This window comes from Paracoccus sp. Ld10, assembly GCF_045064235.1.
In the GTDB taxonomy this organism is placed as follows: domain Bacteria; phylum Pseudomonadota; class Alphaproteobacteria; order Rhodobacterales; family Rhodobacteraceae; genus Paracoccus.
The window spans coordinates 1-18,985 of the sequence record NZ_JBISHD010000016.1; the positions used below are offsets into that span (position 1 = coordinate 1).

An 18,985-nucleotide genomic window follows, 5' to 3' on the forward strand; every position below is an offset into this window, starting at 1 on the left:
GAGCCGAAGTCAGGCACGACCCAGTCCAGCCCTGTCAGCCGCAGCAGGCTCCTGACGAAGCCCCCTCGCCATTATCACTCGGACCGGTGGCGTTCCCATGGCTCGATCTGGCGAAGCGCCATTCCGAACAGCACTTTCATGGTCAGGCAGGTCTGGATGGCGGCGTCGCTGAACGTCTGCGACCTGCCCCTCTTGCCGGAGGGGTTGGCATCCCAGTTCATCTCCAGATCGAACCGGACGGTCAGTGACCCGCGACGCTTCAAAGCCTCATTGTAGGCAGCTCAGTTCGTGGTCCTGTACGTCGGAGGTATCGGTTTGCTCATGCGGACCAGCGAGCACACTGGACTCACCGCATGAATCCCTCACCAGCTTTCTGCAACAGAGCCGTGGATATGCTGGGCCCGGATGTTCGGATCTTGCGGATGTATTCGCAAGTCTGCAGCCTCCCGGGCAGACGCTCCCGTGCGATCTTTTCACTATGCCACTGCAGATACCCCTTCAATCAAACATTGCAGAAAATACATTCAAGTGTATCGAACGAACCGCTTGCATCGGACAGATCGTAAAACTTGAAATGTAACTGGCCGGATTTTTCATTTCTTTTAGGATACGACGCCCTTTGAAGTTATAGCTGCAAAGGTATCCGAATGGCCGAAGCAACATGGATGTGGTTTGGGCGGGAACCCCAGATCAACAGCGATTATCGAACCGCCCTGACCGATGCGGATGCAAACAAGATCGAAGGATACTCGAGGACTGGTCCAAACCAGATCCAAGCCGTGTCACTGGACGGAACCCTTCGTGACATTCACACCAGCGAGGGCAACACTCAGGCTTTTTCAACAACCTACAATAACCATACCAACGGATACAGTGTCTTCAATTACGTATCACCGGCGACAGGTGCTGCGGCAAAGGCCGCCATTACTGGTTTCATGTCCGTCAAATATGAGTTGACCCTGCCGGATGGCACACCGTGGCAGGGAACTGGTGTTCTGATTCAGATGCATAATGGGGACATGTTCTTTCGCCCTGCAAAAACGGAAATAGAAAACTGGGAGGTTGTTCCCGAAATAAAATCTATTCATATCATCGATGCCACGCCGCTACCTGCAACCACCTTCGTTGCGCCCGTCTCTTTTTCCAGGAATATTTTTGATGTTCAGGTCGTTTGTTTTTGTTCTGGAACATTGATATCAACACCGCGCGGCCAGATCCCGATCGAAAACCTTGTAGTGGGCGATCTGGTTAATACCTTGGACCGAGGTCCACAGCCTGTCCGCTGGCACGGAACACGACATATTTCGGCATCTGAATTGGCCGCTTATCCCAAGCTGCGCCCCATCCGCATATCCGCGGGATCCTTGGGGGAGAACCACCCTTTATCGGATCTGATGGTCTCGCGACAGCACCGTATCTTGGTGCGCTCTAAAATTGCGCAAAGAATGTTTGGAACGATGGAATTGCTCGTTCCCGCAATCGTTCTGACCGAGCTTCCCGGGATAGAGCAGGTGGAAACCGATGATGCCGTGACCTATCATCATCTTCTTTTCGATCACCACGAGGTGATCACGGCAAACGGTGCCGAAAGCGAATCATTGTTTAATGGTCCACATGCCGCCGAGACGATCGGATCCAGCGCCGTCGAAGAGATCAATCACCTTTGGCCTGGCCTGTTAAGCAACTGTCACGGGGTCAGCGTCAGACCCTTCCACCGCGGCCACAAGGTACGCAAAATGCTGTCCCGCCATCAGGCCCACAGCCAGCCCTTGACGTGAGCGAGCCTATCCCACGGTTATGCCAAGGCGATCTCTATCATTGCGCAGGGTCAGATCGCCTTTGGGCAATTCGCTTGACGGCAGTAGGTGACCCGATGGGACTGTCGATGACATCTCCGATAATAAGGCTGTATTGGCGTCGTATAAGCGTGCTTATGGTAAAAGGAAGGGGCCCGAACCTTGGCAAACCAGCGCAATTTCGTTTTCGGAATTGGCATGGAGCCTTATGTCATGGTCGCCCGGTTTCCCGCAGCGGTCCCGCGCACGCTGCTGCGCAGTCAAAGTCGCCACTCTGGGGAATATTGCCAGTTTGGTCATGGCTGCGGCGAACCGGGTCATGATGTTACGCTTATGAAAATGAATGACATTCTGACCACAAGGCTGCTCACTGCTCTGCCGATGCGATTGGCCCTTTCATCGACACGCCGATGGGCGGCGCTTGGCTGGTGATCTTTTGTCTTGGTTCTATCGCTTTTGCCCCGCCCCCTCCCCAGAACGTCCCGCATTTCAACGAAGCGTTTGCTTCATTGCGAAGGAGCAGACGACATGGGGAGAAGCCGCTTTACCCATGAGGAGGGGATCGTAGCCCGGTGGGGCCATGAAAGCTCCGACCAGCAAATCACTGGGCTGATCAAGGCGCGGGGGCGGCGGAATGGCGACGGGAGAGGTCTGTCACCGGCATTGGCTCAGCCCGGCGACAGGCCATACGCTCAAAGCCAACTATGGCGGAGTGGGTGTGTCTGATGCCCAAAGGTTGAGGGTGCTGGAATGAGGCGCAAGTGCAGCGCCGAATGAGAATGATAAGCCGCAGAGGCGTCTGGCGGATGCGACCCTCGACACTGTCGTTCTTAAGGATCTCTTGGGAAAGCCCTGACGGCACCGAACGCGTGGCGGGACGGGGTACGCCGGGCGATGTGGGATCGCGTCCTTTCGCAACGCAGGGCCTGTATCCTGGTCAGTGTCGACCAGAAGACGGCAAGGAGCAAGCGTCGCCCGATCGAGGGATGGATGCGCCATCGGTTCAAGCACAATGGCCGGGCCGGGAATCGGCACGACAGTACAGGAGGTCGCCGCGGCACGTCGCCGTCCGACTATCGCGGGATCGGGCTGCGGGAAAGCCGGGGCATGCCGATGAACCCGGAGACGCTGTATCGGCACCACTGCAAGGAAGGGTTATCAGTCCGGCACGTGCGCGCCGGTCCTGTTGGACCTGATGCCGAACCAGAGCCGGTCATTAGCCATTGTGGCAAACAGGTTCGAAGCGTCGCGCACGTTCCGCAACCTGGCGCTGGTCGGCGATCGCTGCCGCGAGAACCTATGCCTGAGCGCCGGCATCTCTGGTGCCAAGGTGGCGCGTGAACTGGGCGCATTAGTCGGGTCGGTGGCAAGCCGGAGCAACGGCACCGAGTTCGCCCGTAGGGCCATTCTGAAATGGGCCGAGCAAAACGACGTGGCGTGGCACGACGCCAGCTCAGCCACACCGCAGCAGAATGCTTCAACGGCAGTTTTGACGGCATGCGGTGCGCAATCAGAAAGGTCGAATCGATCATGGTCGTCGGATCAACGCTCTCGGCGCTCAGAACGAAATGATCATCGATCGAATCACGGATGCCTGAATTACGCAAAAGGAATGACATAATTGGGCCTGATATCGCGTGATAAGCGCCCACCAACTGATCAAGGGCACCCTTTTTGCATCGTGCGACTGTATATCTGACCTGACGATGAAATCGCCGGTGCGACCCTCCTGATCGACGTCGGGATCATGGCCTTGGCCGCATCGCAGGCGAATCCGCCAGTAGCGCCATCAGGGCGGACCCAGACGCGGCCCTGCTGTCGCAAACCGTTCAGGCCATGACGCAAAAACACCGTACGGGTCGGCCGTATCATGACCAGATATGCAAAGACGCACAGCGAGCAGGGCAGCGAATCCATGTCGACGGTCATATCAAGCGTGTGGGCCCTGCTGCTGGGGATCGTGCTAATCATGCTGGGCAACGGCATGCATTTCACGCTGATCGGCCTGCGCGGCGGCATCGAGGGGTTTTCATCGTTCGAACTGGCCGTTGTGACGTCAGGCTATTTCGTGGGGTTTCTGTCGGGTGCCCGCACCACACCGGTGATGATCCGGCGGGTCGGTCATGTGCGCGTGTTTGCGGCCCTTGGCAGCCTGATGTCGGCGGCGCTGATCGCATTTCCCCTGCTGACAGAGCCGTGGGCCTGGACCGTCCTGCGCATGCTGATCGGGTTTTGCATGTCAGGTGTCTATGTCGCGGCGGAAAGCTGGCTGAACGCCGCCTCCACCAACCAGACACGCGGCAAGGTCCTCTCGGCCTATATGATCGCGCAGACGCTTGGCATCATCGGGGCGCAAGGATTGCTGACCTTGGCCGATGCCGGCACGTCGGTGCTGTTCATCGGGGCGTCGATCCTTGTGTCGGTGTCATTCGCGCCGATCCTGTTGTCGGTGACGCCGGCCCCCGTGGCCGATGTCGCACGGCCGATGTCATTGCGTGGCCTGCTGAGCGCATCACCCCTGGGAACCGTCGGGATCTTTCTGCTGGGCAGCGTCTATGCGACGCAATCGGGCATGGGAGCGGTCTTTGGCACCCAGATCGGCATGAACAGCACGCAGATCGCGCTGTTCGTGGCCATGTTGTTCGCGGGCGCGCTGGTCATGCAATATCCGGTTGGCTGGCTGTCCGACCGGATGGACCGCCGCAAGCTGATACTCGGCACGGCGGCCATGGGGGCGGCCTCTTGCGCGGCGGGATGGTTGACCGGGGGCACCCTGGTGCCGCTGATGGCGGCGGCCTTTTGTGCCGGTGGCGTGACCACACCGCTTTATGCGCTGTTTCTGGCCTATACCAATGACTCCCTGCCGCCCGAAGAAATGCCCTCCGCATCCGGCGGTCTGATTTTCATCTTTGGCCTGGGCGCGATTGCGGGGCCGATGGTGACAGGTTGGGCCATGCAGGGATTCGGTCCGTTTGCCTTCTGGCTTGTCCTGGGGGGGCTGTTTGCCGCGATCGCATGCTACGCCATGTATCGCATGACGCAAACGACGACCCTGCCCGTCGCTCAGACAGACAGCTATCTGAGCGTCCTTCCGACAACGTCACCCGTCGCTGTCGAAGCTGCAGGCGCCTGGGCCGTCGAACAGGCCGCGATCGAACGGGATCCCGCGGCGCCCACGTGACCAACACGCGCGTTCCCGGCCCGGACACCCCTCTGCAACGACCGCGACCCTGTGAAAACCTTGGCACCGGCCACATCGGCACGCCTGACGCCTGACGCCTGACGCCTGACGCCTGACGCCTGACCCGGCACAGTCTTGCGACAGATGATTGTCCAGATCGTTCGCAGCTGGTGAAATGCGGGCGCCGTGCATGAAGATATTGCTTTGCGGATTTTGGCGATACTAGTATACCAGTGATAATCGCAGGGGAGGAGGAGTCTCTGGCAGATGTATCTTTCAGAGCATTTCCGCTGCGAGCGTGGGAAAATCCAGGGAGGGATCATGTCCGCAACAAAACACAGCTTTGCCGTTGCCACCGCCGCATCGGTGGCAATTCTTGCCTTTTCGACATCCGCTGTCAGCGCCAAGGAATTGCGCGGCTGGAACATCCACGTCGAGGACTATCCGGTCTCGATCGCGATGGAGAGTTTTGCATCCGAGCTGGCCGAAAAGACCGGCGATGAATATACGGCACGCGTCTACCACAACGGTGTTCTGGGCGATCAGCCCGACGCCATCGAGCAAGTCCGCCTTGGCGTGATGGACTTTGGCGTTTTCAACCTGGGCCCGATGGGCCAGTCGATGCCCGAAGCAAGCGTGACGTCCCTTCCGTTCATCTTCAAAAGCTCTGAACAGATGTACACGCTGATGGATGGCGCCGTTGGCGAGGCGATCAGCGCAGGCATGCAGGAAAAGGGCGTTGTTCCGCTTGGTTGGTACGCTGCCGGGGCACGCAGTTTCTATAATTCGATCCGGCCGATCAACACCCCTGCCGATGTGGAGGGCATGAAGGTCCGCGTCATGTCCAACGACCTGTTCGTCAAGATGGTCGAGGCCATGGACGGCAACGCGACACCCATGGCTTTCGGCGAAGTGTACCAGTCGATCCGGACCGGCGTCGTCGACGGGGCCGAAAACAATTCGCCCTCGTATGAATCGACCAACCACTACGAAGTCGCCAAGTACTTCTCGCTGACCGAGCATCTGATCATTCCCGAATGCCTGTGCATGAGCAAGCGCACCTGGGACGGCATGACCCCCGAGCAGCAGGAAATCACCATGGCCGCCGGTCGCGCCAGTGCCGTCGAGCAGCGGGAACTGTGGGCTGAACGCGAGGCCGAAAGCCTTGAAAAGGTCCGGGCGTCCGGTACGGAAGTCAATGTCGTCGAGGACAAGGCCGCATTCCAGGCCGCGATGGAACCGGTCTACGAATCGTTCCTGGCCGACAACCCTGACCTTGCCGATCTTGTGTCCATGATCCGCGACGCGGACTGACAAGCGTGGCATTCCAATGCAGGTCCGCGTGAAACGACGGGCCTGCGCACGCTTTTCAATGATGGAACCCCAACATGTCGGAACCTACGCTTCTGCGTCGCGTCGATCAGGCGCTCGAACTGGTACGCGGTCTGTGCATGGCGATCGCCTCGACCGCGCTCGCCGTTTTGATCCTCAGCTTTGGTTGGCTGGTGTTTGGTCGGTATGTCCTGAACGCCACTCCGACCTGGGTTGAACAACTGGCCTTGCTGCTGATCTGCTATATCGCCTTTCTGGGCGCGGCTGTCGGGGTGCGCGAAGACACGCATATCGGTGTCACGCTGTTTCGCGACATGGTCCCGATCAACGCCCGAAAATCACTGATCATCCTTGTGGATATCGGCCTTTGCATCTTTGGCGCCACCATGCTGATCGCTGGCATCACCCTGATGCGGTTCGGATGGGACACGCGGCTGCCCATGCTGAACATTCCCGAAACCTTTCGAACCCTGGCCATCACCTCCTGTGGCGGCCTCGTGATGCTGTTTTCCGGGCTGCGAGCCCTTCGGCGCTGCCTGTCCTTTGCGGACTGGTCACCCGAAATCGAATTTCAGGACGTTTGAGCATGGGACTTTTGATTCTTCTCGGCACCTTTGCCACGGGTGTGATTATCGGCGCGCCGGTGGCTTTCGCGATGGGAATCGCCGCTGCGGCGGCCTTCATGTACGAAGGCTTCCCGATGCTGATCACCTTTCAGCGCGCCACGGCCGGGGTGTCGGTGTTTTCGCTGCTGGCGATCCCGTTCTTCATCTTTGCGGGCGAGCTGATGCTGCATGGCGGGATCGCCAAAAGGCTGGTCCGTCTGGCCTCGGCTCTGGTCGGCCACCTGCGTGGCGGGTTGGCCATGGTCAACATCTTCTCGTCCATGCTGTTCGGCGGCATTTCGGGATCGGCCGTGGCCGATATCTCGGCCCTCGGCTCGCTTCTGGTCCCGGTCATGAAAGAGCGTGGCTATCGCGCGGATTTCGCCGTCAACGTCACGGTGACCTCATCGATCGCGGGCATCGTCATCCCGCCCAGCCACAACATGATCATCTATGCTGTGGCCGCAGGCGGCGGCATCTCAGTGTCCAAGCTGTTTCTTGCCGGGGTCATTCCCGGTGTCCTGATGTGCGTCTGCCTGGCCGTGGCGGCCTATGTCATCTCGGTCCGCGACAAGTACCCGGCCGAACCATTTCCAGGATGGCGCGTGGTGGCGGAAACGGCAATTGATGCCCTTCCGGGGTTCTTCACCGCGGTCATCATCGTCGGGGGTACCCTCTCGGGCGTGTTCACCGTCACGGAATCCGGCGCGTTCGGTGCCATCTATGCGCTGTTGCTGACGGCCTTTTATTACCGCAGCCTGTCGGTGAAATCCCTGATCGTGTCGTTGACCGGTGCGGTCCGCACGACAGCGATGGTGATGATCCTGATCGCATTCGCCAGCTCATTCGCCTACCTGCTGGCATTGTATCAGGTGCCCGGATTGCTCAGCGACCTGTTGCTGTCGATTTCGGACAACCCCCTGGTCATTCTTCTGATGATCAACATCATCCTGCTGCTGTTGGGCATGATCATGGACATGGCCGCCCTGATCCTGATCTGCACGCCCATCTTCCTGCCGATCACGGTCGAGCTTGGCATGGACCCGGTTCAGTTCGGGATCATGCTGCTGGTGAACCTTGGCCTGGGGCTTTGCACCCCGCCGGTGGGAACGTGCCTGTTCGTGGGGTGCGCGGTCGGTCGTATCAAGCTGGAGGATGCGCTGCGGACGATATGGCCGTTCTATCTGGCAATCTTCGTTGCGCTGATGCTGGTCACATATGTGCCCGCCGTCTCGCTGTGGCTGCCCTCCGTCCTCGATTGATGGCCGGCTGACTGCATCACCACAGGTGCCGGCGCTCGTCTGCCGGCACCTGACCAGGGGCAGAACCCTCAATTCACCCGCCGGGCTGTGTGGCGGGCATTTCATGCGCTGTACCGCGGGAGATGATGGCGACCCCAACCCCCGGCGGCCCAGGTCCGCATGATGAGGCGCGCGCCCGCCGCTTGATACCGCATATCGGCGTTACGATGTCGGTCAGGCGATGGCATCGCGGCATGCGCCCTGTCGCGCGGTGATGCGACGACAGCGCGGCAGCAGCGATCTCATCGGGCCTTTCAATCAGACCACGCGGGATCGCCCCTTCAAAAGCCGTGACAAAATCCCGGTTTCCTTCTGTCCCGGGCGCTAACGAGTTCAGGAGCGGCGTGTCCGTGGCACCGGGCGACAGGATCTTCACGCCTATGGGTGCCGTTACAGCTCGCCAGCGCGATGGCCTTGTTCTGGTTGGTGTTGCTGAGTTCCGATCGGGCCCCTTGCCCGGACGGCACGCAAATTTCCGGGGCAGACGCAGGCGGAACTGTGCAGCGATTGGAAACGGTGAGACGCTGCGCGTCAGAACCGTCGCCGGACACACGTGCCGGTCCCGCCCGCGCGCCAGTCGTGGGCGCACGCACACACGCATCGAACTCTGGCATGGAAAAAGGACCACCAGCAGCCTGGCCAGCCTCGACGTCATTTTCGACAAAGACGTCACCCTGCCGACTGTAGCAAGGATGATCCCGCTGCCCACCGGGCATGTCGATGCAGGGGCGGTCCTGACTGTTGTCAAGCATATCGGCGGCGCTGACCTCGACGGTCGCTGCATGCGCCACCCCGGCGATGGCGGTGGAGAGCGTTCGATTGGTCGTTGCTGGTCCTTTGGGTCGGTCCGGGTTCAGGGGCCCGAGGTGGTTGGCACCTATTCGACCGTAAGGCGGCACAGGACTGTGTTGCTCTGCTCCAGGTCCGGCCCCCAGATCAGCTCTGCATCGTCCACCCAGGATATTTCGTCATATCCTATCTTTGGACCGACCTGCGCGGCGGTATAGACGTCCGCGTCCGGCCAATCGGATGCGTTGAACCCGGCAATGTCCCAGCCGTCCGGTTCTGCCATCGCCTCAAAGGCGCAAGCGTCTTTGCCTGGCACAGGGTTCGCGGCGCTTTCACAGGACTTGTCGATCGGTGCGGTGTGGATCGTAAGGCATTGCCAGCCTGCGTTGCTGACGGCGACGGTTTCGCCCGCGGCATCCATGATCTGAACGATGACGCCGCCGTCGCCCATCTGCTGACGCCCCGTACCGATATATTCGAGGCCGGTGTCGTTCTCGCGGAAATCCTTGGCCACAAGGCCGATGACAAAGGGACGTTCGGCCTCGAAGGCAAAGCTTTCGGCATTGAAGGATCGTTCGGTCGTGACCGGCACGCTGTCCTGCGCGACCTGTGCGCCGTCGATGCGCATCTCGAACCAGTTGTCGGCCCATACGTCCGCCGAGAAAGTCTCTGCCGACAGGGCCGTTGCGGACAGGGAAACGAGGGCAGCTGTGATGACAGCGTGTTTCATGGCGTGGCCTCTGAATGGGTCGGTCATGGTCGCGGGCGACGTTGCGGGGCGGACGCATCGCATGGTGCATCCGGGTCGTCGGTGCTGCATCCGGTCTCGGCGGTAAAACATCCGATAACCTGATTTTCCGCCGTCCGATTGGCGTGGTAGTGATAACCGAGGCCTTCGATTTCGTGGCCCCGGCAGGCGTCAAGCCCGTCCGGCTCTGCGCCACCGGAATTCAGCCGGTCATAAATGTCAAAGCCGTCCATGGCGACGCCAATCATCGCGGCATGGCCCTCTATTGCCGCGGCGACACGCGCGCCACAGCCTTCGGTCACACCATGATAGTGATAGCCGGTGTGGGGGTTGATATGCCCCGTACAATCATCGAAAGGCCCAAGCGTATGCCCGCCAAGGATCAGGTCCAGCGGCGCCGGTGCATCGAATTTGACCCCATTGAAGGCCAGGCCGATCCCCGAGTTCGGGCCGATCCGGTCACCCGTCCCGGCAGCGATGACCGGGATCAGGGGGATGAAGTAGGTCTGCGTGACGGTCTTGCCGACATAACCCAATTCGCATTCCACGCAGATATTGTCGGGCTGGCCGGTCTCATTGGTCGGATCGCCCGCGACGAGGCAGCCGATTTCCCCCGCGCGGCGATAGACATCGCCGGTTTCGGGATCATGCATCTGCCAGGCATCGTCATCATAAACCTCAGCCAGCCGGGCGATGAAGTCGCCGTCCACGTCACGGACCTCGCCATCGACGAACCAGGTGCCACCGTCCTGCGCGGTATCGGCAATGGTCCGCGGGCAGAAAGGGCCGGTGACATGATCGGACGGGGCCGCGACGACCGTGATCTTGAAGCACTTGGCAGTGCTTCCGCCGGATAGGGTGCAGTCGGCGATTTCTGGGACGCCGACAATCGTTGCCGTCTGAAAAACGCGTTCCAGTTGTCCGAAACGTGCCGTTTCATCGGCCGTCTGCGCCTGTCCCTGTGAGGTCATCGCGGCAAGGGCCGCAAAGATGATCGGCGTCGAACTGCGTAACGAGAAGAGCATCGGGATACCTGTCGTCAAAGGAGGGGGCGGTTGGTCAGGCCATGCGTCCCAAGACGCCATCGCGGCGGATCAGGCGATGCCAGACAGTCGCCATGGCAATATGACCCAGGACCAGCAGAGCCAGGATCCAGCCCATCTCGCCGTGCCATGCGGAAGCGACCTGCATCCACGCAACCTCGACCTCGCGGGCGGGAAGGACCTGAACCCCGAAATAGCTGAACCCGCGCGTGCTGCCTGCGGACGCCAGAAGGCGGACGGCGGGGACAAGCACCATGAGCGCATAGATCGCCAGATGTCCGGCAATGGCGGCCTGCCCCACCCTGCCGGACTGGGGCGGGCGCTTGGGGACGTTCGCCAAACCCCAGGCACCGCGCACCAGAACCAGCAGGAACAGCGTCGCCCCAAGCGTCGTGTGGTAACTCCAGAGAGTTTCACGCAGCGTGTTTTCGCGCGGAAGCGCCCAATGGGCGGCGGCGGAGAGAAACTGAGCCGCGAACAGGATGGCCATGCCCCAGTGCAGCGTCCGGCTGACGATGCCATAGCGGTCGGGAGTATCTGAGAATGTCGTCATCGGGTTTCCTACTTTATTCGTGTCCAATGGCCAGCGGGTTGCCGTCCGGCGCAGAGGCGATATCGGCCATTGAAAAGACGTCAAAGCCGCCCGCTATGGCGTCCGCAACGATTGTCGCCAGAACAATGCCCATGACGCGGCTGATGGCGAATGAACCGGTTTCGCCCAGCATACGGTCGATGATGCTTACCGCCAACAGCGGCCTCAAAGTCAGCGCACGCGCGAGGATCAACAGCGTTGCCGTCCCCCGGTGTAAGAACCGTTCCGGGTCACGATTGCCCGCCGCGATTGCGGGACGGAGCCTGGAGGTGCCACGGCGCATGGCGAGCGGGAACGGCAACAGGATGATCCCGTCCGCGACCTGAAACGAACCTGACCGCGCGTTCCGCGTTTCCGGCACGACCCGCACGCCGACAGAAACAGCCGGTACCATGATCCCATTCGCCCGCCGACGAAACCGGCGGCACAGACGTGTCAGCACCCGGGCGACGGCGAACAGATCGACCGGGATCGTGCCCGCCCGGTCGGTCGTCGCCCGCCGTGTGTCATGCTGCCCCGGACGCGCAGGCGGGTCGACGGCGGTCCAGGTCATTCGCGAAACAGCCCTATGGCCGCGGGCCGCGGGCGGCGGCGTTGCAGATGCCGTTCGCATCCTCCTGCGTGCAGCCCGCCTGCGCGGTCATACAGCCGAGGATGGCATTCGCGCCCGCCTTGCCAACGTGATAATGATACTCGCCGTCTGCGCCGGCATGACCGTTGCAGGCATCCAGCGATGCCGGTTCAGACCCGTCTGCCAACAGGTTCGGCAGAATGGGATAACCGTCCATGGCGATGCCGATCGCGGCCCCTTCGCTTGCGTCAGCCGCCACGGCAGGGGACGCGTCCAGACAATCCGTCACCGCATGGTAATGATAGCCGACGAACGGATTGGCGTGTCCGCCGCAATCGTCAAAGGGCGCGATGGTATAGGCCCCAAGGATCGCGTCCAAGGGGGCCGGACCGTCAAGCCGCACACCGTTGTAGGCGATACCGGATCCGGTGCGATTGGTCTGGGCGGGGGCCGATGCCGCGACAGGCTCCAGCGGAATCACGAACGTCATGATCGCCTCTTTGGGCAATTGCTCGGGCAAGCACTGGACGCAGTAATTCTGATAGGCCGGGTCCACGTCGGGCCGGGCTGCGGCCTCGCAGGCCTCCAACGTGCCGGTATAGCGGATCTCGCCCGTGTCGGAATCGAACAACTGCCATTTGTCATCGCCGTAAATCTCGGCCAGTCGCGTGATGAACGCGCCGTCGACATCGACGGTCTCGCCGTCCAGAAACCAGATGCCGCCCTCCTCCGGGCCGTCACTGACGTTGGTCGGGCACCAAGGCCCGGGCGTGTAGGCCTGTGGATCGGCGGCGAGCGTGATGGAGAAACATGTCGTTTCCGCCCCCTCCGACAGGGTGCAATCGACGATGTCGGGGCCCGCACGCACATCGGCCTGGGCAAAAAAGGCGGTGACCTCGGCCAGACGCGGATCGGTCTGGGCAAACGCTGCCGTGGCGAAGGTGGTGGCCATGATCAGCAGGGTCGCGCGGATGGGTAGATGCATGTCGGTCTCCTGTTATGTCAGCGAAGCCTGGCGCAACGGGGACCCGCACCAGATGTTTGTGTCATCAGGTCAACCGCGCGGCGGTCGGCCATGCTGCGGCGGCGTGGGCAGGGCGGCGCGCAGGGCGTCTTCGGACAGACCCAGCGTCTGGGCCACTTGGGCCAGATCGGCGCGCGGCCCCCCCGCCGCATCCAGCGCGGCCAGCAGGGCATCGACCTCGACCCCCAGGGTCTCTGCGGCCTGTTCCATCCCGGGGGGCATCCCGCCCATGGGTCCGGCCCGGTCCTGTGCCGGTGCGGCGGTCGCAAGGCCAGCCAAAAGGGCGGCGGCAAGTATTGTCCTGTACACGTGGATCTCCTGTGTTCGACCGGGGGTGGGTTGGTTCAGCGGCGCGCAGGAAGGGCTGTGCGCAACGCATCTTCGGTCACGCCAAGGGTCGCTGCGACCTCGGAAAGGTCCGCTTCGGGACCACCCGCGGCATTCAGCGCCTCGAACAGGGTTTCCGGGTCGACACCCAGCGTTTCGGCAGCCGCGTCGAAACCCGGTGGCATTTCGCCCGCGTCGGGCCCGCCGGGGCCACCCCGGGGGTTTGCTGCACCGATGCCCTGCGCCGCCGTCGTCGCGAAATTGTCCTGCGCCACCACGCCGACGAGGCACGCAGGCAGGTTCGGGAACGACTGGGACGCGTGATAGTGATAGGTCTCGCCGTGCGCGGTCGTGCCGACATGGCCGCCGCAGGCGTCGAGGCCCTCGGGCACGCCGCCATCCGGCTCGGTCGAACCGAACATCGGATAGCCGTCAAAGGCGAACCCGAACGGGGCCGCCGCGTTTTGCACGACAGCGGCGCAGTCGGCTTCGACGCCTTCGTTCTCCAGAACGGTCGCCATATCGGTGGCGGTGGCGTGCCAGTGATACCAGCCGCCCGGGTCTATATGTCCGCCGCAGACATCCAGCGCGGGCAGGTGATCGCGTTCCAGCACCGATGGTGCATCGGCAAAGATCGGAACGCCGTCAAGGCCGACGCCCACCTTGGCGACCGTGCCAAGCGGGGTCGGCGCCTGGGCCATGCGCGGCTCCATCGGCAGACGGATGGTCATCGTGACATCGGGCGCAAGCGAGGCCGAAAGGCAGGCATGGTCCGCCGTCGGCTGGTCAAGACGGATATCGGTGACAGCGACGGCGCCTGTGTCGTCATAGAAAGTGAACCCCTGCGCGTCGAGCATCTCGAAGAAGGCGCGGTCGAGACGATAGAGGCCTGGATTTTCGCCGTCCCATTGCCAGAGGCCGCCCACATCGTCCAGCGTCGCGGGACAGAACGGCCCGATCTCAAGCTCTTCTGGCAAGGCAGCGACCGTGAATTCGAAACATGTCGAGGCCGTGCCGTCCTCCAGCGTGCAATCGACAACCTGCGGATCGCCCAGAAAGGCGGAGGCATCAAAGGCCATCCCGTCGGAGTGAGCAAGCACCGGGGTGGCGCAAAGCGTTGTCAGCAGGGTGATGAGTGTTGTCGTACAACGCATAACCAAGTCCTTTCAGGTGTCTGCTATCTGTTCGGGTCTGGCGGTGCCGGGCGCGTGCCCTCCAAGGCCGTCGCGCAGTGCCCGGGTGTGTTCGGTCAATTCGGCGGCGCCCTGCGCCCCGATCGTGTCCTCGATCAACTGGTCGATGTCGCGCCATGCAGCATGAATTTCGGCCAGAAGCCCCCGACCGGATTCCGTCAGGCGCAAAAGATGCGCGCGTGCTTCGTTCGGGTTGACCTCGCGCATGACATGACCGGCCTCGATGAGGCGGGCGGTCATCGTGCTCATACTGGCGGGCGTTATCCCGAACTCGCGCGCAAGGGCGATCTGCGACGCAGGTTCCATCCGCGCAAGCGCATCGATGATGCGCGCCTGTCGCGGGCGGACACCGACCACGGCCAGACGGTGGCGCAAGCTGTCGTCCAGAAGGTCGGCCGCGTGGAGGATGAAATGCAAGGCAAAACGCTTTCTTTTCATTCTAACCGTTCGTATACTAACTTACTGTCAGGGGCAAGCTTATCGTGAAACGGACACTACCATGATCTTGGCAACCACCAAACACCCAAGGCCAGCACCCACCATCCCGCCACCCCATTTGATGTCGAGCCTTGTGCAGTTGGTGCCGACCGTGGCGACCATTGCGCTCGTGTGGTTGGCATCAAGCTGGGGCTATTACACGCTGGTCGATGGGCTGAACCTGGCGAACGGCTACGACGACGCGCCGGTCCTTTTTGCGGGCTACTATATTCTGTGGACACTGGCCGCGATTGCCGCCCTGCGGGGACCGCTGTCCGCCGGCCTGACCCGATCGAATGTGGCCGCCCAGGCGCGTGCGCTCGTTCCGATCCTGATCGCTTATGGGGCCTTCGCGGTGCTGATCCTGCCGATCCTGCCAAGCGTATCCGTCATCCGCGCTCCGTCCGATGCGCCCGAGTTCATGTTTGCCTCGGCGTGGTATTACCTGCCCAAGTCGGCTGACATCCTGCTCCAACAGGTTCTTGTTGCCGCGATGGTCCGCCGGGCCGATGCTGTCGGCCTGTCCATCCGGGCCATCGCGCTCTTGATGGCACTGCTGTTCGGCGGCTTCCACCTGACGCTGGCGCTTGATGGCTTTCTGCCGTTCTACGTCGCCCGCTTTACCGTCGCCGCGACGCTGTTCGGCCTGATGGTCCCCTATCTTTACCTCCGTGCCATCCACGGCTTTCGTTGGGCGTTCGGACTGCACTGGGGGTTTTATGCTTTAGACGCGACCGTCACGCATTTCGTCCTCGCCGCACCGCCGTGGGTGGGGTGAAAGAGCCGGAACCTTGATATGCGCGAACCGAAAAAGGCGTCGTCTGCACTTTGGACTGGCATTGTTTCACAGGTCGCCGTGAAGGCACGCCTGCTTCTTTCTTGTTGCAGGCCGAACCAAGAGAACGGTCGCGGTGGAGCCTTTCATGCGTGCCTTACGGATCTGACCTTCAGCGGCTTGCCAATCAGGGCATCATCACAGGACTTCCAGTGCGCCATACGGTGGCGGTAAGCGTCGGCCTGGCTCATGCCACGACGCTTACCCTGCCGTCCCGGCCGCGCAAGTCCTCAGGCACGTCGATTTCGGCAATAGGGCCGAGTTGTTAAGGACCCAACCGATCAAATGTGGCTGCGGCCGCCGGGTGCATGGGCGCGGCCAGGCCCGATTGCTGCATGTCGCTGATCGACAGGTTCTCCAGAACAGCTGCTGAAACCCCGACCGAGGGAAGGTTCGCCACCATGTTCGCGGTGATCGCGGCAACGATGTCATCGGGCATATCCGTGCGCGTCACCAACGTCGCCAGCACTCCGAACGACAGTGTCCGGCCCTTCTTGCCATAGACGGTCCGGGGGATCGATGCGTAGACGTAGTCGCTGTTCGCCTCGATGAATGCGCGCACTTCGGGGCCCGAGATGTTGACCAGTCGCGCGTCGCAATCGGCGATGGCGCGAGCGACGACGGCGCTTGGATGGCCAAGAAGCAGCACGGTCGCATCGATCCGGCCTGCGCACAGTTCGTCCAGACCCGTACCGGTCGAGAGTTGCAACAGGGCCCTGAAATCCGACCTGTCCAGGCCAAGCGATTCCAGCAGGCGCATGGCCGTCGCCTGCCTGCCCGACGCGGGCAGGCCGATATCGACCCGTTTCCCGACAAGGCCCCGCAGGCTGAGGATATGGGCATCGGGGCGGGCCAGGACCGTCAACGTTTCAGGGTACAGGGACATGACGCTGCGGAGGTCCGCGAAGGGCGGCCCGCCATCGAACGGACCCTCGGATGTCAGCGCCATGTGCTGCACGTCAGACTGGACGATGGCGAAATCCAGCTGGCGGGTCCGCAGGGCCTCCATGTTGTAGATCGAACCGGGGGTCGCCTCGGGGCTGCAGCGAAGCCCCGCTTCGACCCGGTTGGTCTCTTGGCATATGGCGGTGGCTGCGGCGTAATAGCTGCCGTTAACGTCGCCGGACCCGATGGTGTACAACCGCAGATCCTGCGCCTGCGTGGCCGTCACCAGGGACAGAATGGCCACTCCCACCCAACGGATCATCGACGACCTCTGCATTTTGCCAGCGGCATTAGCGCATGACGGCAATTCATGAGCAAGTCCGTAAAATTCTCTCGTGGAAACGGAAAGTCGCACTCACTATAGAGAGGCAGCCAGGCGAGGAACGCTATGCCGGATTCCGTATACAACATTCCGTTGCGCGACCTTGCCATCTATTTCTCGCTTGCCGCAGTGTTGGCGATCATTGTCGGGATGCTGATCCTCAAGCCGATTCTTCGCCTGTTGATCGGGTCGGGTCCCGACCTGAACGAGGCGATCACCCACGGCACGGCCGGCTTCAACCTGTTCTATGGTCTGTTGCTGGGCCTGCTGACCGTGTCGGCCTATCAGAACAACGAGCGTGTGAACGAGGCAGTGCTGAACGAGGCGACGGTTCTGGGAACGCTGTATTCCGACATCAACGGCTACCCCGAGCCGGTCCGGTCCGAAACCAAAGCGATGATGCGCGATTATGTCCTGTTCACGCTGTACAAGGATTGGCCCGCCCATGCGCAGGGCTATTATCTGGATGGCGGTGGCAATCGGGTGAATGCGATGCGCCAGAAGCTGTTGGGGTTCGAACCGACGACGGCGGGGCAGGAAATCCTGCATGCGCAGATGCTGTCGGCGTTTCAGGAATTCACCCGCGCCCGACAGCTGCGCCTGAACGGCGTCTATACCGAAATTCCCAACGTCCTGTGGTACGCGGTCCTGGTGGGCGCGGCGATCAACGTTCTGCTGATCGTGCTGTTGCGGATGCGTCCCGTGCGTCAGTTCGTGTTGGGCACCATCACCGCGTTCTTTCTGGGCGTCATCCTGTTCGTCATCGTCGCGCTTGACGATCCGCTGCGTGGTGAGGCCGCTATCCAGCCCGATCCGCTGGACCGTCTGTGGGACCGGGTGATGATCTGGGACGAGGCTTAAGGAGGGGATATGGCGCAGTTTTCCATCCGCGAGGTCGAGGGAATGCGGCAGGTCCGCATCGAGATCGACCAAGAGACCGTCCGCGCCCGCCGCGGGGCGCTGTCGACCATGCGCGGCGACATCGCCCTGACGCCGCGGCTGCCGGCACTGGGGGATGTCTTTCGGTCGATGTTCACCAGCGAAGCTCGGATCAGGCCCTATTATGTCGGCAGCGGCTCGATCGTGCTGCAGCCGTCGCTGTCGGGATACCATTTGCTGGATGTGCAGGATGGTGAGACATGGGTGCTGGAGCCTGGCGTCTATTGGGCGTCCGAAGGCGGTGTGGCCCTGGGCATGCGCCGGGAACGGTTCTGGCCCAGCCTGTGGGCCGGTGACGGCGGCCTGGTCTGGAAGACCACGCTGCGCAATGCGGGTCTGGTGGCCATCAACGCACCCGGCCCCGTCGAGACGATTGACGTCGAGGACAGCGACCTGCGCGTTCAGGGTCGGCTGGTGCTGGGCAGGACAAACGGGTTGCAGTTCTCGTCGCGGAACTCGGCGTCGTTTCCGCGCAATCTGATCTCGGGCCAAAAACGCCTGCGCGTTTTCAGCGGCACCGGAAAGGTCCTGGTCTGCTGGACCCCCTACTGGAACGAGCATCTGTACCGCAGGATGACCGGCGAAAGCATTGATGGGGCACTGTTGGAATAACCGGCACGGCGCTGACGTCCACGCCCTTATGGTTACGGTTCGCGGCGTCAGAGAGGCAGCGGTGCATCTGTCGCGTAAGGGACCCCGGGCGCCTCAACGCTCTGGTCTGCCCTTGTGCCGGGATCTGCAGGCGTCACGTGTCCGCTGCCGGATGACCCGAACTGTTCCATTGGGTTCGGGGGCATGACGGCCATATCCGGCGGACACATCGTCATCGCAGGGTCTCACGACAACCACGCAGACGGATTTCCTCGCGATCGGCCTGCACCCTTGCAATCGGCGTCCCCGCCATCGAAGTCGATGACACATCAGTTGCAGCGAAGGGCCCCAAAGTCCCGCGCTGCGAACCGATC

The 18,985-nt window shown here is 61.8% G+C and carries 19 protein-coding genes and 1 pseudogene; 10 read left to right on the plus strand and 10 right to left on the minus strand.

The features are described from left to right. A pseudogene (locus ACJJVR_RS04915) lies at positions 1 to 263 on the minus strand (transposase); the annotation flags it as partial. A gap of 384 nt (positions 264 to 647) precedes the next feature. Between ACJJVR_RS04915 and ACJJVR_RS04920 the strand changes: the two are divergent. The 7 genes from ACJJVR_RS04920 (at position 648) to ACJJVR_RS04950 (ending at position 8,176) form a co-directional block, all read left to right on the plus strand. Beyond that, a complete protein-coding gene (locus ACJJVR_RS04920; protein WP_405402697.1) occupies positions 648 to 1,778 on the plus strand; it encodes a Hint domain-containing protein in 1,131 nt (376 codons plus the stop codon). Between the two features lie 180 nt (positions 1,779 to 1,958). Continuing rightward, positions 1,959 to 2,228: a hypothetical protein gene (locus ACJJVR_RS04925; protein ID WP_405402698.1), complete on the plus strand. Its 270-nt coding sequence runs from the start codon at positions 1,959 to 1,961 to the stop codon at positions 2,226 to 2,228. Between the two features lie 763 nt (positions 2,229 to 2,991). Continuing rightward, positions 2,992 to 3,417 carry a hypothetical protein gene (locus tag ACJJVR_RS04930; RefSeq protein ID WP_405402700.1) on the plus strand — a complete coding sequence of 142 codons (426 nt, stop codon included), beginning with the start codon at positions 2,992 to 2,994 and terminating at the stop codon, positions 3,415 to 3,417. A 294-nt stretch (positions 3,418 to 3,711) separates the two neighbouring features. Continuing rightward, entirely contained in the window at positions 3,712 to 4,977 is a 1,266-nt protein-coding gene (locus tag ACJJVR_RS04935; protein WP_405402725.1) for an MFS transporter, read from the plus strand. Positions 4,978 to 5,298: 321 nt separating this feature from the next. Beyond that, positions 5,299 to 6,291, plus strand: coding sequence for a TRAP transporter substrate-binding protein (locus ACJJVR_RS04940; RefSeq protein WP_405402702.1), 993 nt, complete (start codon positions 5,299 to 5,301; stop codon positions 6,289 to 6,291). Positions 6,292 to 6,365: 74 nt separating this feature from the next. Beyond that, positions 6,366 to 6,893 (plus strand): TRAP transporter small permease, encoded by a 528-nt coding sequence (locus ACJJVR_RS04945; RefSeq protein ID WP_405402703.1) that lies wholly within the window; start codon positions 6,366 to 6,368, stop codon positions 6,891 to 6,893. Between the two features lie 2 nt (positions 6,894 to 6,895). After that, positions 6,896 to 8,176, plus strand: a complete 1,281-nt coding sequence (locus ACJJVR_RS04950; protein WP_405402704.1) for a TRAP transporter large permease — start codon at positions 6,896 to 6,898, stop codon at positions 8,174 to 8,176. A gap of 916 nt (positions 8,177 to 9,092) precedes the next feature. On the opposite strand, the gene ACJJVR_RS04955 is transcribed toward ACJJVR_RS04950, so the two are convergent. The 8 genes from ACJJVR_RS04955 to ACJJVR_RS04990 form a co-directional block, all read right to left on the minus strand. Further along, a complete protein-coding gene (locus ACJJVR_RS04955; RefSeq protein ID WP_405402706.1) occupies positions 9,093 to 9,734 on the minus strand; it encodes a PEBP family protein in 642 nt (213 codons plus the stop codon). 23 nt (positions 9,735 to 9,757) lie between these two features. Further along, positions 9,758 to 10,777, minus strand: coding sequence for a YHYH protein (locus tag ACJJVR_RS04960; protein WP_405402708.1), 1,020 nt, complete (start codon positions 10,775 to 10,777; stop codon positions 9,758 to 9,760). A 34-nt stretch (positions 10,778 to 10,811) separates the two neighbouring features. Further along, positions 10,812 to 11,348 carry a cytochrome b gene (locus ACJJVR_RS04965; protein WP_405402709.1) on the minus strand — a complete coding sequence of 179 codons (537 nt, stop codon included), beginning with the start codon at positions 11,346 to 11,348 and terminating at the stop codon, positions 10,812 to 10,814. Between the two features lie 13 nt (positions 11,349 to 11,361). Continuing rightward, complete coding sequence (locus ACJJVR_RS04970; RefSeq protein WP_405402711.1) at positions 11,362 to 11,940, minus strand: hypothetical protein; 579 nt, start codon at positions 11,938 to 11,940, stop codon at positions 11,362 to 11,364. 13 nt (positions 11,941 to 11,953) lie between these two features. Next, the gene (locus ACJJVR_RS04975) at positions 11,954 to 12,943 is read right to left on the minus strand and encodes a YHYH protein (RefSeq protein WP_405402713.1); all 990 of its coding nucleotides are present in this window, start codon (positions 12,941 to 12,943) and stop codon (positions 11,954 to 11,956) included. Between the two features lie 69 nt (positions 12,944 to 13,012). Further along, positions 13,013 to 13,291: a hypothetical protein gene (locus ACJJVR_RS04980; RefSeq protein WP_405402714.1), complete on the minus strand. Its 279-nt coding sequence runs from the start codon at positions 13,289 to 13,291 to the stop codon at positions 13,013 to 13,015. A 35-nt stretch (positions 13,292 to 13,326) separates the two neighbouring features. Further along, the gene (locus ACJJVR_RS04985) at positions 13,327 to 14,463 is read right to left on the minus strand and encodes a YHYH protein (RefSeq protein WP_405402716.1); all 1,137 of its coding nucleotides are present in this window, start codon (positions 14,461 to 14,463) and stop codon (positions 13,327 to 13,329) included. 12 nt (positions 14,464 to 14,475) lie between these two features. Then, entirely contained in the window at positions 14,476 to 14,940 is a 465-nt protein-coding gene (locus ACJJVR_RS04990; RefSeq protein ID WP_405402717.1) for a MarR family winged helix-turn-helix transcriptional regulator, read from the minus strand. Positions 14,941 to 15,001: 61 nt separating this feature from the next. Here ACJJVR_RS04990 and ACJJVR_RS04995 point away from each other — a divergent pair, with 61 nt between their 5' ends. Then, entirely contained in the window at positions 15,002 to 15,757 is a 756-nt protein-coding gene (locus ACJJVR_RS04995; protein ID WP_405402718.1) for a hypothetical protein, read from the plus strand. A 322-nt stretch (positions 15,758 to 16,079) separates the two neighbouring features. Here the strand turns inward: ACJJVR_RS04995 and ACJJVR_RS05000 are convergent, their stop codons facing one another. After that, complete coding sequence (locus ACJJVR_RS05000; RefSeq protein WP_405402720.1) at positions 16,080 to 17,021, minus strand: TAXI family TRAP transporter solute-binding subunit; 942 nt, start codon at positions 17,019 to 17,021, stop codon at positions 16,080 to 16,082. Between the two features lie 126 nt (positions 17,022 to 17,147). Between ACJJVR_RS05000 and ACJJVR_RS05005 the strand changes: the two genes are divergently transcribed. Together ACJJVR_RS05005 and ACJJVR_RS05010 are read left to right on the plus strand one after the other, a co-directional pair. Next, the gene (locus ACJJVR_RS05005) at positions 17,148 to 17,942 is read left to right on the plus strand and encodes a hypothetical protein (RefSeq protein ID WP_405402722.1); all 795 of its coding nucleotides are present in this window, start codon (positions 17,148 to 17,150) and stop codon (positions 17,940 to 17,942) included. Positions 17,943 to 17,951: 9 nt separating this feature from the next. Further along, positions 17,952 to 18,632 (plus strand): AIM24 family protein, encoded by a 681-nt coding sequence (locus tag ACJJVR_RS05010; RefSeq protein ID WP_405402724.1) that lies wholly within the window; start codon positions 17,952 to 17,954, stop codon positions 18,630 to 18,632. Positions 18,633 to 18,985 lie beyond the last annotated feature (353 nt).